This window comes from Nocardia sp. NPDC004168, from assembly GCF_040610355.1.
GTDB classification, from domain to species: domain Bacteria; phylum Actinomycetota; class Actinomycetes; order Mycobacteriales; family Mycobacteriaceae; genus Nocardia; species Nocardia sichangensis.
Genome location: NZ_JBEXME010000002.1, coordinates 531,437 through 543,680, shown reverse-complemented (window position 1 = coordinate 543,680; position 12,244 = coordinate 531,437). Strand labels below are relative to the sequence as shown.

At 69.7% G+C, this 12,244-nt stretch carries 15 protein-coding genes; 9 read left to right on the top strand and 6 right to left on the bottom strand.

What is annotated here, in order from left to right; all coding sequences use genetic code 11:
* Positions 1 to 11 precede the first annotated feature (11 nt).
* Positions 12 to 1,262: a saccharopine dehydrogenase NADP-binding domain-containing protein gene (locus tag ABZW96_RS06340; RefSeq protein ID WP_355071874.1), complete on the top strand. Its 1,251-nt coding sequence runs from the start codon at positions 12 to 14 to the stop codon at positions 1,260 to 1,262.
* A gap of 13 nt (positions 1,263 to 1,275) precedes the next feature.
* The gene (locus ABZW96_RS06335; RefSeq protein ID WP_355071872.1) at positions 1,276 to 1,911 is read left to right on the top strand and encodes a methyltransferase domain-containing protein; all 636 of its coding nucleotides are present in this window, start codon (positions 1,276 to 1,278) and stop codon (positions 1,909 to 1,911) included.
* Here the strand turns inward: ABZW96_RS06335 and ABZW96_RS06330 are convergent.
* Positions 1,908 to 2,456, bottom strand: a complete 549-nt coding sequence (locus ABZW96_RS06330) for a TetR family transcriptional regulator (protein ID WP_355072127.1) — start codon at positions 2,454 to 2,456, stop codon at positions 1,908 to 1,910. The genes ABZW96_RS06335 and ABZW96_RS06330 overlap by 4 nt on opposite strands.
* 124 nt (positions 2,457 to 2,580) lie before the next feature.
* Entirely contained in the window at positions 2,581 to 3,351 is a 771-nt protein-coding gene (locus tag ABZW96_RS06325; RefSeq protein ID WP_355071870.1) for a hypothetical protein, read from the bottom strand.
* Between the two features lie 318 nt (positions 3,352 to 3,669).
* On the opposite strand from ABZW96_RS06325, the gene ABZW96_RS06320 reads away from it, so the two are divergent.
* A complete protein-coding gene (locus ABZW96_RS06320; protein ID WP_355071869.1) occupies positions 3,670 to 4,560 on the top strand; it encodes an SDR family oxidoreductase in 891 nt (296 codons plus the stop codon).
* Positions 4,561 to 4,701: 141 nt separating this feature from the next.
* Here ABZW96_RS06320 and ABZW96_RS06315 read toward each other — a convergent pair whose 3' ends face one another.
* Positions 4,702 to 4,893: a hypothetical protein gene (locus tag ABZW96_RS06315; RefSeq protein ID WP_355071867.1), complete on the bottom strand. Its 192-nt coding sequence runs from the start codon at positions 4,891 to 4,893 to the stop codon at positions 4,702 to 4,704.
* A 61-nt stretch (positions 4,894 to 4,954) separates the two neighbouring features.
* Positions 4,955 to 5,701, bottom strand: coding sequence for a GntR family transcriptional regulator (locus ABZW96_RS06310; protein WP_355071865.1), 747 nt, complete (start codon positions 5,699 to 5,701; stop codon positions 4,955 to 4,957).
* Between the two features lie 177 nt (positions 5,702 to 5,878).
* On the opposite strand from ABZW96_RS06310, the gene ABZW96_RS06305 reads away from it, so the two are divergent.
* From ABZW96_RS06305 to ABZW96_RS06290, 4 genes are read left to right on the top strand one after another with little or no spacing between them, the layout of a single operon-like run.
* Positions 5,879 to 6,271 carry a hypothetical protein gene (locus ABZW96_RS06305; protein WP_355071864.1) on the top strand — a complete coding sequence of 131 codons (393 nt, stop codon included), beginning with the start codon at positions 5,879 to 5,881 and terminating at the stop codon, positions 6,269 to 6,271.
* A gap of 41 nt (positions 6,272 to 6,312) precedes the next feature.
* Positions 6,313 to 6,975, top strand: coding sequence for a hypothetical protein (locus ABZW96_RS06300; RefSeq protein ID WP_355071862.1), 663 nt, complete (start codon positions 6,313 to 6,315; stop codon positions 6,973 to 6,975).
* Entirely contained in the window at positions 6,972 to 7,697 is a 726-nt protein-coding gene (locus tag ABZW96_RS06295) for an ESX secretion-associated protein EspG (protein WP_355071861.1), read from the top strand. The genes ABZW96_RS06300 and ABZW96_RS06295 overlap by 4 nt, the downstream gene beginning before the upstream one ends.
* Positions 7,698 to 7,731: 34 nt before the next feature.
* Positions 7,732 to 8,580, top strand: a complete 849-nt coding sequence (locus tag ABZW96_RS06290; RefSeq protein ID WP_355071859.1) for a polyphosphate kinase 2 family protein — start codon at positions 7,732 to 7,734, stop codon at positions 8,578 to 8,580.
* 2 nt (positions 8,581 to 8,582) lie between these two features.
* On the opposite strand, the gene ABZW96_RS06285 is transcribed toward ABZW96_RS06290, so the two are convergent.
* Positions 8,583 to 9,446 carry an LLM class flavin-dependent oxidoreductase gene (locus ABZW96_RS06285; protein ID WP_355071858.1) on the bottom strand — a complete coding sequence of 288 codons (864 nt, stop codon included), beginning with the start codon at positions 9,444 to 9,446 and terminating at the stop codon, positions 8,583 to 8,585.
* Between the two features lie 194 nt (positions 9,447 to 9,640).
* Between ABZW96_RS06285 and ABZW96_RS06280 the strand changes: the two genes are divergently transcribed.
* Positions 9,641 to 10,420, top strand: a complete 780-nt coding sequence (locus ABZW96_RS06280) for a thioredoxin domain-containing protein (RefSeq protein ID WP_355071857.1) — start codon at positions 9,641 to 9,643, stop codon at positions 10,418 to 10,420.
* A complete protein-coding gene (locus ABZW96_RS06275) occupies positions 10,417 to 10,983 on the top strand; it encodes a vitamin K epoxide reductase family protein (RefSeq protein ID WP_355071856.1) in 567 nt (188 codons plus the stop codon). The genes ABZW96_RS06280 and ABZW96_RS06275 overlap by 4 nt, the downstream gene beginning before the upstream one ends.
* 6 nt (positions 10,984 to 10,989) lie before the next feature.
* On the opposite strand, the gene ABZW96_RS06270 is transcribed toward ABZW96_RS06275, so the two are convergent.
* Complete coding sequence (locus ABZW96_RS06270) at positions 10,990 to 12,114, bottom strand: trypsin-like peptidase domain-containing protein (protein ID WP_355071855.1); 1,125 nt, start codon at positions 12,112 to 12,114, stop codon at positions 10,990 to 10,992.
* Between the last annotated feature and the right edge of the window lie 130 nt (positions 12,115 to 12,244).

Sequence of the window (12,244 nt, the reverse complement as noted above, 5' to 3'; positions counted from 1 at the left end):
AACGGAAGACCATGGCAGACACACGGGAATTCGACCTAGTGCTCTTCGGCGCGACGGGTTTCGTCGGCAAGCTGACCGCGGAATATCTCACCGAGGCCGCGCCGGAATCCGCGCGAATCGCGCTGGCGGGACGATCGCTGGACAAGTTGACCGCCGTACGCGACGACCTCGGACCGACGGCCGCGAACTGGGGTCTGGTGGTGGCCGACTCGACAGACCAGAGCTCGCTCGACGAGCTGGCGGCGCGCACCAAGGTCGTGGTCACCACCGTCGGCCCGTACCTGCGCTACGGGATGCCGCTGGTAGCGGCGTGCGCGAAGGCGGGCACCCATTACGCCGACCTCACCGGCGAGCCGCTGTTCATCCGCGACGCCATCGACAACTATCACGAACAGGCCGTCGCCACGGGCGCGAAGATCGTGAATTCCTGCGGCTACGACTCGATTCCGTCCGATCTGAGCGTATATCAGCTCTACCGCCGCACGGTCGAGGACAACACCGGTGAGCTCGTCGACGTCACGCTGGTGGCTTCGCTCAAGGGCGGCGTCAGCGGCGGCACCATCGATTCCGGCCGCGCGATGATGGAGGCGATCGCCGCCGACCCGGCCAAGGGCAAGGTGATGTCGCACCCGTACTCGCTGAGCCCGGACAGGTCGATGGATCCCGACGTCGGCCGCCAGTCCGATCAGGCGCTGTCGCGGGCGAGCGCGATCGACCCCAGCCTGGACGGGTGGGTCAGCACGTTCGTCATGGCCGCGCACAACACCAAGATCGTGCGCCGCAGCAACGGCCTGCTCGGCTGGGTGTACGGCAAGAACTTCCGCTACCGCGAAGTGATGAGCGCGGGGAAGTCCCGGGTGGCGCCGCTGGTAGCGGCGGGCATGGCGGGCGGCATCGTGGCGGGCATGACCGCGGGGGCCCTGCTGTCGCGGGCATCGGCGGGTCGCAAGCTGCTCGATCGCGTGCTGCCCAAGCCGGGCACCGGACCGAGCGAGCAGGCCCGCAAGAGCGGCTGGTTCAGCATGAAGACGTTCGCGCACACCACCTCGGGCGCGAAGTACGTGGCCACCTTCTCCGGCACCGGCGACCCGGGATACCAGGCCACCGCCGTACTGCTCGGCGAGAGCGGTCTGTGCCTGGCGTTCGACACGGAGAAGCAACCCGAGCTCGCGGGCATTCTCACCCCGGCCGCGGCGATGGGCGACGCCCTCACCGAGCGACTGCGCGCGGCGGGCATGACGATCACCGTCGACCGCGCCTGAGGGACGCGCTCCGGTGAATCTCGCACGCAAGACGATGAATGCCCCCGCGCTCGCCGCGGTGTACGAGCGCGCCTGGCGGCCGGCGCTGTTCTATCTCGCCAGTGGGCGGACGACCGCGTCCGACCGCCGCGACGCGGTCACCTCCCTGCGGCTCGGCGGCGCGCAGAAGGTGCTCGACATCGCCTGCGGACCGGGCAATTTCACCAGATACCTGAGTGAGGCGCTGTCCGGCGAGGGCTATGCGATCGGCGTGGACTATTCGGAGCCGATGCTGGCGCGCGCCGTCGCGGACAACGCCGGACCGCGCGTCGGGTATCTCCGCGGCGACGCGCGCAGGCTCCCGTTCGCGGACGGAACCTTCGACGCGGTCTGCTGTTTCGGCGCGCTCTACCTCATTCCGGACCCACTCGTCGCCGCTCGCGAGATGATTCGCGTTCCCGCTCCCGGTGGCCGGATCGCCATCACCACCAGCCACCGGGCGGCCAACCCCATCGGTGAGATGAGCCGCGTGGTCGGCGGTTTGAGCGGGCTGCGGGTGTTCGGCGCCCGGACCTTTCCCGCCCTGTTCGCCGAGGAGGGTTTGGTGGAGATCGACCAGCGGGTCCATCGCCTGCTCCAGTACGTCAGCGCGACGAAGCCCGCGCACTAGACCTCCGCGGTGACGGCCCGGATCAGGAACTCGAGCTTGTCCACGGTCCGATCGAGCGCAAGGGTGCTGCGCTCCACCCGGCACATCGCCACCGTGCCCTCGACCGCGGCGACGATCAGGGTGGCGGTCCGCTCGGCGTCGGCCTCGCTCGCGCCGTGGTCGCGCAACGACCGCGTCAGCAGGCCGGTCCAGTTCTCGAACGCGGCCGCGGCGGCCCGCTGCGGCTCGTCGTCGTCCCCCGGGCCCTCGATCGCGACCGCGAGCACCGGGCAGCCGGCCTGGAAATCATTGTCCGCCAGAACCTTCCGCCACATGTCGACGAACGACCGCAATCCCGCGACCGGCCCGGCGGGCAGCCCTTGCGCGAGTTTGCGGGCGGCCAGCGCATCGGCGAAGCGCACGGCTTCGGCCGCCAGCTGCGCTTTGCCGCCGGGGAAGTAGTGGTAGGTGGATCCCAGCGGAGCCTGGGCGTGCTTGGCCAGTTCCCGCACGCTGGTCGCGTTCAGACCGCGGCGGCGGATCATGTCGGCCGCGCCTGCCACCATTCGATCCCGCGCCTGCGGCGTTTCGGCCACCTTTCTCCTCCCATGTTCATGACGACTGTCATAGCCTATCGCGCGCAGGCGTGCGCGCGGCCGTGCGCGGTGGAACGTGACCCGCCGCGCGCGGTCAGCCGATGTCCTGCAATACCCGGCGCTGCGGGTCACCGGTATCGCAGCCGGTTCCGACGACCAATGCGGTGACGGCGGGCGGGTGCGGGCCATTGAGCAGGATGAGCACCGCGTCGCCGCCCTGGAACGCGATGTCGGCCGAGCCGAGGACGGTGCGGTCGAGCCCGTTCGCGTGGACACAGCGTTGCAGCGCTTCGGGGTCGGCGAGGGAGCCGCTGACGGTGTGGCGGCCCAGCGCGCCGAAGGCCATGGTGGCGGTGACTTCGTCATTTCCGATGGCGGGTCGCGCGGTGGGGGCTGGGCGGTCACGGCCGTCCATCGTCGAGATGGCCGAGCCGGCTGCGGCAAGGGCGACGATCGCCGCGGCTGCCGCGGCGAACCAGCGCGCCCTGGCGCGGCGATGCTCGTCGACAGCGACCGAAGGAGCCGCGCCGCGTTGGGAATATCCGATATCGAGCCGGGCCTCGCCCGCCCGCCCGCGCGCGATCGCGTGGACCGTGGTGTCCTGGGGTGATCGGAGCGCTTCGATGAATTCGGTCAGCCGGGCGGTGACGTCCTCGGGCATGGAGTGGATGACGCGTTCCTCCCGGCTCAGTGCACCCAATTCCGCGCTGATCTCATCCAGCCCGCGCAGATACCGCACCGCCTGCGGATCACGCGAGACGATCGGCCACAACTGCTCGCGCTGCGCGGCCGTCACATTGCCGGCATGCAGATCGGCCAGCAACCCCGGCGGGAACGGAGGCTGCGGCACCGTCCGGGTCGCCATCGCACCTCCGTTGTTAGCGTCCGACATCGCACCGATCCCCTCACCCCCAGGCCCGCCTGTGCATCGTTCAAAAGGTCGTCACTGTTATTGGACGCATCCCGACTGCTCTCGGTTCCCCGGATCGCCGAGAAAATCCAATTGCATTTTCAACCACTGCCGCGTATGAACGCACCGTCTTCGATCGTCCCATCGGGCACGGCGAGCAACCGCCCGCAAGCCGCTGTAAACAGCTCGGGGACAACGGATCTGTCACGCTCCCGGCGGATGCCAGCTAGCCTCACTCCACAAGATCGCGTATTCCAGCCAGAGGACCCCGCCATGAACAGTCCCCTACCCACGCCCGCGTCCACCCGAGGAGAGGCCACCGGGGATCTGCTCGCGGGAAGGACCGCCGTTGTCACCGGGGCGAGCCGTGGCATCGGCCTGGCGATCGCGATCAGGTTCGCGTCGGAGGGCGCGAACGTCGCGATGATCGCCCGCACCCAGGAGCCGCACCCCAAGCTGCCCGGCACCATCCACACGGCCGCCGCGGAAGCGGAGGCCGCGGGTGGCGCGGTACTGCCGCTGGTGGCGGATGTCCGCGACGACAAGGCGATGGCGGAGGCGGTCGATCGGATCGCCGAGCGCTTCGGCGGCATCGATATCCTGGTCAACAACGCGGGATCGGTCGATCTCACCGGCGCCGAGCAGATCGGCATGCAGCGTTACGACCACATGCAAGCCGTCAATCTCCGCGCGCCGTTCCTGCTGTCCAAGCTGGCGCTGCCGCATCTGCGCGCCTCGGCGACGGCCGGGCGGAATCCACATATCCTCACCCTCTCTCCGCCGCTCAACATGAACCCCGAGCACGTGGGCAACGGCGTGGCCTACACCGTCTCCAAATACGGTGTCAGCATCGCCACCGTCGGTCTGGCACACGAGTTCCGGCCCTACGGCATCGCCGTGAACTCCCTGTGGCCGCGCACGAAGATCGACACCGCCGCGGTGCGCAATCTGCTCGGCGGTGCGGAAGCCGTCGCCGCGTCCCGCAACCCGTTCATCTGCGCGGACGCCGCTTTGCTGATCGTGACCAGCCCCGCCGCGACCTACACCGGCCGGCTGCTCCTGGACGAGGATGTCCTCGCTTCCCATGGCCGCACCGACCTGGACCACTACCGAGTCGTACCGGGCTCCGGCGCACTCGCCAACGACCTTTTCATCGACGCGTAGAACACACCGCGGAGATAGCCGAAGCACGCACCCGCACTGACTTTTCGGCCTCGAGATCAGCTTGTTCCGCAGGCGTCGGCAGGAACCGCCGCGACCCACGGTGCGCGTAAGGCGATCCGCCGCGGTGGTGGCTCGCCGATGTCACGGCGCGGACGGGGCGGTCCCGAGATCGACCATGCGGTGCAGGATCGCGGGCGCCAAGGCCAATTCGAATTCGGTTCCGCTGCTTTCGAACACGAAGGCCAGGAAGTCGTCGCGCGGTACCGGGGCCAAGCGGACCGAGCACTGCTCCCCCACGACCACCCAGCCGCCGACGGTCAACCGATCGGACATCGCCCCTCCCACCCTTCGATACTTCCGACAAGTGGACTATGCCAGTTGCGGCACAGGGGTGTCAACGGCGGAAATCGGTCGCTGACCTGGCCGGATACTCGTGCTCCATGATCGGGCGGCCGGGCGGGTGGACGCTCTGGCGGTACTCCAGCGCGACGCCTCGGACGTCCAGACCGATGCGGTGCACGACCAGCACCGCCGCCGGATGCGGGAGCGCGAGACGGCGGCGTTCGTCATCCGTGGCCAGCCGGGCGCCGACGCTCTCACGCACGACTGCGGCGGCGCGGCCGATCACGGCCTCCAGATACCGCACGACTCCGCCCGGCACGGGCACCGTCCCGTGCACCAGCGTGGCGGCCGCGGCGAATTCACCGGGATACCAGCATGCGACCAGCCGAACTGCCCCGGAGCCGTTCTCGTACAACAGCTTCACACTGATCACCGGACTCGCCGTTGGGAGACCGAGCGATTCGGTGACCTCCTGCGGTCCTTCCACCATTTCAGCTCCCAGCACGGTCACCGAATCGGGCTGGGACGCGGACGGTCCGTATCGGGGCGCGCTCTCGCGCATCAGCGCCGAGCGTTCGGCCACGTAGGTGCCCGACCCACGACGTGACGTGACGAATCCCTGCTGCCGCAGCGTGTTCAGCGCCTTGGCGGCGGTGGGCCGGGCGACCTTCCAGCGGACGGCGAGTTCGCGCTCGGACGGCACCTCGGCGCCGGGAGCCAACTCCCCGCGCTCGATCAGATCCCGCAGATGCCCCGAGATCTGCAGATACTTCGGGACTACGCCATCGATTCCGGCCACCGGTCGCCTTCCCCACACCGCCCCTCGGACCGCTGGTCAGTGTAACAACGGCGGAGACGGGCGCAGAGGCCTTCACACAAGCCCGTACCGAGGCGGTCCGCCGCGCTGAACCGCCCGGTAAAGTGCGAATCCAGTACAGCGCGGTACGAACAGGACCGAGCGGAAGGGGGCTTCCACGTGGCGGTACCCGATACCGGACAGGGGACGGCGCGCGAGCTGTACGCGGCGGCCATCGGCGCGGGCGGGAGCGAAAGGTTCGAGCTGGACACGGCGGTCGCGGAGAATCTCGCCGCCGCGTGCGACCAACTGGTCGACGATCTGGGCCGCGCGATGGCGGGCGAACACCTCGTCACCGAGGTGACCGGCTTCCCCGATCTGCCGACCGGGCACGGCCTCACCCGCGGGTTCTCCGCCAAGGGAAGGCAATACCTGGACACCCTGGCCGCGTTCCAGGAAACGGCGCTGCTGTTCAAGGCCGCGTATCTCGCCGCGGCCAATCGGCTGGCCGACGCCGAGGCGGCGAATCAGGCCGCACTGCGGCTGGTCGCCGACTATCTGGAGCCCCGTTGAGCGCGCACCCGCGCGCCGGGACCGACTGAGGGGGACGACGGATGGCAGACTCCACGGCACGCGCCGCCGCCGACGGCATCCGGCAGGAACTGGCCGGATTCACCGACGACGCAACAGATCCCGCCTACGCGCCGGATCGGGAACTGTTCGGCGCCTACACCCACCAGCAGATCTGGGAGCTGGTGCACGAAGCGCTCGATCCGGCGGCATTGGGCCGGATCGCCGCGGCATGGCAGGCCAACGCGACCGCGGTGGCCGAAGCGTTCCAAGCCTTCTCCGATGCCACCAACCGGGAATTCGCGCGCTGGTCGGGCCGGGCAGCCGACGCCGCGGTGAGCGCGACCAGGCAGTTCGTCCGCGCGGGCGGGGATACGCACGACGTGTGCCGGGCGGTCGCTCGGCTGATGGAGTTGAATAGCGATGCCGCGCAGACGGTCCGGGGCGCGATCGCGCCGCCGCAGCGGTATCGGCCGCTGGCGGACCCGGCCGCAGAAGCGGTTTACGGTGGCAAACGTAGGATGGAACACGATAGTGCGGCGGCAGACATCGAAGCGGATGTCCGGGACACGATGACTTACGTCTACACCCCGACGATGCCCGCCACCGGCGACCGCGTTCCCCGATTCCCCCGGCCGCAGGAAGGTTCGGCGGCCGACAACGCACCCGGCGATCCGGATTCCGCGCGCGGAGGCGGCGCACGGTGAAATGGGTGCTCACCCCGGACGAGTTCACGCATGTCTGGACGAACGAAACGAGCCTGGACCGTAGGCCCTACCCGGTCAACATGGTCCCTTCGGCCACCGCGCGGACCGAGTCGGAGTACCACGCCCTCCATCTGCCGCAGCGCTTCGCCCGCCAAGCCGATCCTGATCTCGCCGCCGCGCTGGTGCTCTGCGCGCGCAACGACGCGACCACCATCACCGTCTCGGGCGAGCGTTCGGCGCTCTCACGCAACGGCAGCGGGTCCGAGACCGAACGGATCCTCGCGTTCGCCGCGGTGGTGCACAACCACGCGGGCATCCTGGTCGCCACACCGGACCGGGTGACCGTACAGATGTGCCACGCCCGTGCCGTGGGCGAACGCTTGGTGCAGATCATCGGCTCGGCGCGACCGGGCAAGCTCGCCCCGATGCGGGAGCCGCAGGACGCGGTGCTGAATCCGGATCGCACCGAGCCGTTCGTCACCAACGGTCATCGCGGCGCGGCGAAGTTCCGCCAAACCCTGCGTAAGCCGGTGGACGGGCGTGGCTTCATCACCGTCACGGTGGAGCCGGAGAACCCGATGTCCCCGCCCACCCGCCATCGCACCTGGCTGGACTTCACCGGCGACGGTCGCTACTTGCTCACCACCGCGCACGATCTCATCCTCACCCCGGTGGCGGACGAGGAATTCGCCACCCAGTTACTGCGGCTCGCGCAAGTGTGACGTGGCCGAACCGCCACGCGGTTAGGTTGGAGCCATGCCGAAATTGTGGACGGTGCCGCCCACCGAGGCCATGCGAGCCGATGGCTTGCGCGTAGCCGAGCTGGACACCTCCGGGACGCCGGGGTTCACCGGCGGCAAGAAGGCGGGCGTGCCCTTGCTCGCCGAACGCGCCCAGGTGCTGTCGGATCTGCAGGAGAAGCTGTACGCCAACGGCCGGGCCGGCGGCGACCGGCGCAACGTGCTGCTGATCCTGCAAGGCATGGACACAGCGGGCAAGGGCGGCATCGTCCGGCACGTCATCGGATCGGTCGATCCGCAGGGCGTGGACCACGCCGCGTTCGGGGTGCCGACGCCGGAGGAGAGCCGCCATCACTATCTGTGGCGCATCCGGAAGGCACTGCCGCGCGCGGGTCAGCTCGGTGTGTTCGATCGCTCGCATTACGAGGACGTGCTCGTGGTGCGGGTACACAATCTGGTGCCGCCGACGGTGTGGGAGCCGCGCTACGACGAGATCAACGCGTTCGAGCAGGAATTGGTGGACGAGGGCACCTCGCTGGTGAAGGTGGCCATGTTCGTCTCGCTCGACGAACAGAAGCGGCGTCTGGCCGAGCGGCTGGAACGCACGGACAAATTCTGGAAGTTCAACCCGTCCGACATCGACGAGCGCGCGTTCTGGCCCGCTTACCAGGACGCGTACCAGGCGGTGCTGGACCGCACGTCCACCGAGTACGCGCCCTGGCATGTCGTGCCCGCCGACCGCAAGTGGTTCTCCCGCCTCGCCGTCACCGAGTTGCTGATCGCGGCCCTCGAGCGGCTCGACCTCGACTGGCCCCCGGCGACCTTCGACGTCGAACAGCAGAAGCGGCGGCTGGCGCGGGCATAACGTCAGCGGACCAGCGGCCTGACCTCCTCCGCCACGAAGCGGATGAACGCGGCCGGGTCGGTGTCGTCGGCGGTGGTCTGCAGGACGACCGTGTCGGCGCCCGCCTCGGCCAGCCGCGTGACGGCTCCGGCGACCGCGTGCGCGTCACCGGCGACGCCCGCGCCGGGCGCGTGCTCCGGCGTCCGTTCGGCGGCCAGGCGAGCCTCGGCGTCCGGACCGGTCACCGCGAGTAGATTCGCGATCACCTCGTGCCGGTCGGTGCGGCCCGCGGCGGCGCGACCCGCATCGATCAGCGTGCGGGCGGCGCGTACGCCGTCGGCGTCGGTGACGGAATCGAGCAGGGTGCCGTCGGCGTGCTCGCCGGACAGCCGGATCGACCGTGGGCCGCGCGCGCCCGCGTAGACCTTCGGCGCTCGAGCGGGCGGCCAGTCCAGCGCGACGGCGTCGAGGTGCACGTAGCGCCCCGAGGTGGTGACCCGCTCACCGGCCAGTAGCGCGCGCAGCGCGGACAGGTGCTCGCCGAGCAGGGTCACCGGCGACTCCACCCGTGCGCCGACTTGCCCCATCCAGCTCTGGACGCCGTGCCCGACACCGAGGATCAGCCTGTCGGGGAACAGCCGATGCAGCGTCGCCGCTTCCATGGCGGTGAGCGCGACGTTGCGCAACGGTACGGGCAACAGCCCGATGCCGACGCGCAGCCGTTCGGTCCAGGCCAGCGCGGCTGCGGCGGTGGCGATCCCGCTTTCCAGAAAGCAGTCCTCCCACAGCCACAATTCCTCCAGCCCCGTCGTCTCGGCCACGCGGGTCGCCTCGCGGAGCAGTTCGGGGGGATTTTGCGGGCGGAACACAACACCGAGAACAGTCATCCCACCATTCATACCGCCTGCCCCCGGCCGGTATCGGCGCCTTCCGAAGCGCCGCTACGCCCTGTTTTACGGAATCTCTCAGGTAGGCCGACGATGATGGCGGCTGTGGGCCGATCACGCGGGGAGATGGTCGGCGGATCTACGATCGTGGCGGCAGAAACCGTCCGGCGAGCGAAAGGCGTGGTGAGCGCACGGTGAGCAAGAACCAGGGTGGGAAGTCGAACCCGCTGCTGGCGGCGGAACGCGCCGACCGCAACCGCAAGATCTTGATCCAGGTGGGCGTCGCCGCCGTGCTCGTCGCGCTGATCGCGGCGATCGGCATCGGCATCGCGGTGAAGAAGGCGCACAAGGACGATCCCGGCCCCGCTCCGTCCATCGCCGCCACCGGCACCGCGAATGCGGGCCCCGTACCCGCCTCGATCACCGATAACGGCGCCGTCCGCGTCGGCAAGCCGGACGCGAAGGTCACCGTGCGGGTCGTCGCCGACCTCCAGTGCCCCGCGTGCAAGGCCTTCGAGGCGGCCAATGGACAGGTGCTCGAGGACGCGGTGGCCAACGGCACCGCGGTGGTCGAGTACAACATCATCGCCTTCCTGGACAAGGCGTCCACCACGCGCTACTCCTCGCGCGCGGCCAACGCCGCCTACTGCGTCGCGGAGGCCGACCCGTCGAAGTACCAGGCCTGGCTGAAGACGATGTTCGCCCAGCAGCCCCCGGAGGGCGGCGCGGGCCTGACCGACGATCAGCTGGTCCAGATCGCCAAGAGCGCCGGTTACACCGACGACGCGATCGCCCAGTGCATCACCGACCACAAGTACGACAAGTACGTCCAGGCCCGCACCAAGGAAGTGCTGGACAGCGGTATCCAGTCGACCCCGTCGGTGTTCGTCAACGGCAAGAAGGTCGAGTCCAGCCAGCAGGTCTTCGGCGCAGGCGGTCTCGCACCCGTGATCAGCGCCGCCGCGGGCCAGTGATCACCGCGGGGCCCCGGGCCGCGTGGGTCCTGTTGATCGGTGGGCTGGCCGGCTGGCTGGCCGCCGTGGCGCTGACCGTGGAACGGTTCAAGCTGTTCACCGATCCCGGCTACACGCCGTCGTGCAGCATCAACCCGATCCTGTCCTGCGGGTCGGTGATGGTGACCGATCAGGCCGCGGTTTTCGGGTTCCCGAACCCGCTGATCGGCATCGTCGGGTTCACGGTCGTCGTCACGCTCGGCGTGCTGTCGGTAGCCGGGGTCGGCTTCCCGCGCTGGGTCTGGGGCGGGCTGTGGCTGGGCACCCTGCTCGGGGTCGGCTTCATCTGCTGGCTGATCTTCCAGAGCCTGTACCGGATCAACGCGCTGTGCCCGTACTGCATGGTGGTGTGGGCGATCATCACGCCGCTGCTCGCGGTGTGCACCGATCAGCTGTGGGGGCGCTCGCGCGGTCCGCTGGGGGTGCTCGCCGAGTGGCGCTGGACGATCGTCGCGCTGTTCTACGCGGTCGTGCTGCTGCTGGTGTTCCTGCGCTTCCAGGACTACTGGCTGTCGCTGGTCTGATCCGGATCAGTTCGGCGGCCCCGCGATCAGCGCCACCGGCACCGTGCGCGCGCCGCCCGCGCCGGTGACGCCCAATCGGACGGTCTCGTTGGGCTTGCGCCTGTTCAGCGCGATGCGCAGCGACTGCGCGTTGCTGACGGTGTGGTCGTCGAGCGAGGTGATCACGTCCCCGGCGGCCAGACCGGCGGTATAGGCGGGCATGCCGTAGATCGCCATGTCCACACGCGCTCCGGTACCGGCCGGAAGCGCGTTGGAGACGAGCACGCCGAGCGTGGCCGTTGGGCCGATGTGCACGGTGTCGGTCGGGGTGCCGGAGCGAATCTGCTGGACCACTCGCATCGCGGCATCGATCGGCACCGCATAGCCGTTGGCCGGGTGGTCGGCCGTGCGCGCCCCGTCGCCCGACGCCGCCGCGATGACGCCGACGACGGACGCCTTGTGATCGACCAGGGCTCCGCCGGACTGTCCCGGCGTGACCGCCGCCGCGACCTCGAGCATCCCGTTGAGCGCCTTGCGCGACAGATCGGCGGCGTTGATCGCCACGATCGCGCTGTCCAGGTCGGTGAGCGGGCCGTGCACCGCGGTGGGCGTGCCGCCGGTCCCGCCCGCGTTGCCGATCGCCAAGAGCTCCTCACGCAGCCGCAATCCGGCCGAACTGCCGATGGTCGCGGTCGGCAGCGCGTTGGCCGCGGCCAAGTCCAGCAGGGCGATGTCGGCGTCGGCGTCGTAGCCGAGCACCGCCGCGTCGTAGACCTTGCCGTTGCCCACGTCGGTGACGGTCACGGTGTCCGCGCCCTTGACCACGTGGTGGCTGGTGAGCACCTCGCCGTCGGCGGTGAGGACGATGCCGGAGCCCGCGGCACCTGGCCCGGATCGCTCGGCAGAGGCGTTGATGTTGACCAGCGCCGGGCGCACCGCCGCGGTGACGAGTCCCGCGTCGAGCGGCTCGGGCGGGACGAACGCGACCGAGGCCGCCGTCCCGGCGGGGCCGGGCCGGTCGCGGTCCGGGAGATCGCCGCGATACCCGAGGAACGCGGCGACCACGAGCATGAGGGTGACGACCAGCACGAACACCCGGCCACCACCGGGCGCGCGACGCGCCCCGATCCACTGCTGCCGTTTTTCGTCCATGGCTCTCCCGCCTCGGCCGAACCTCCCGAATCCATTGTCGCCGGTGCGCGCCGCCGAAGATCATCGAACCGTGCAGCCCGCCGGAAAAATAGCTCGTGAGCGTGCCTTTTCCGTGTCACAGTTGGCAACC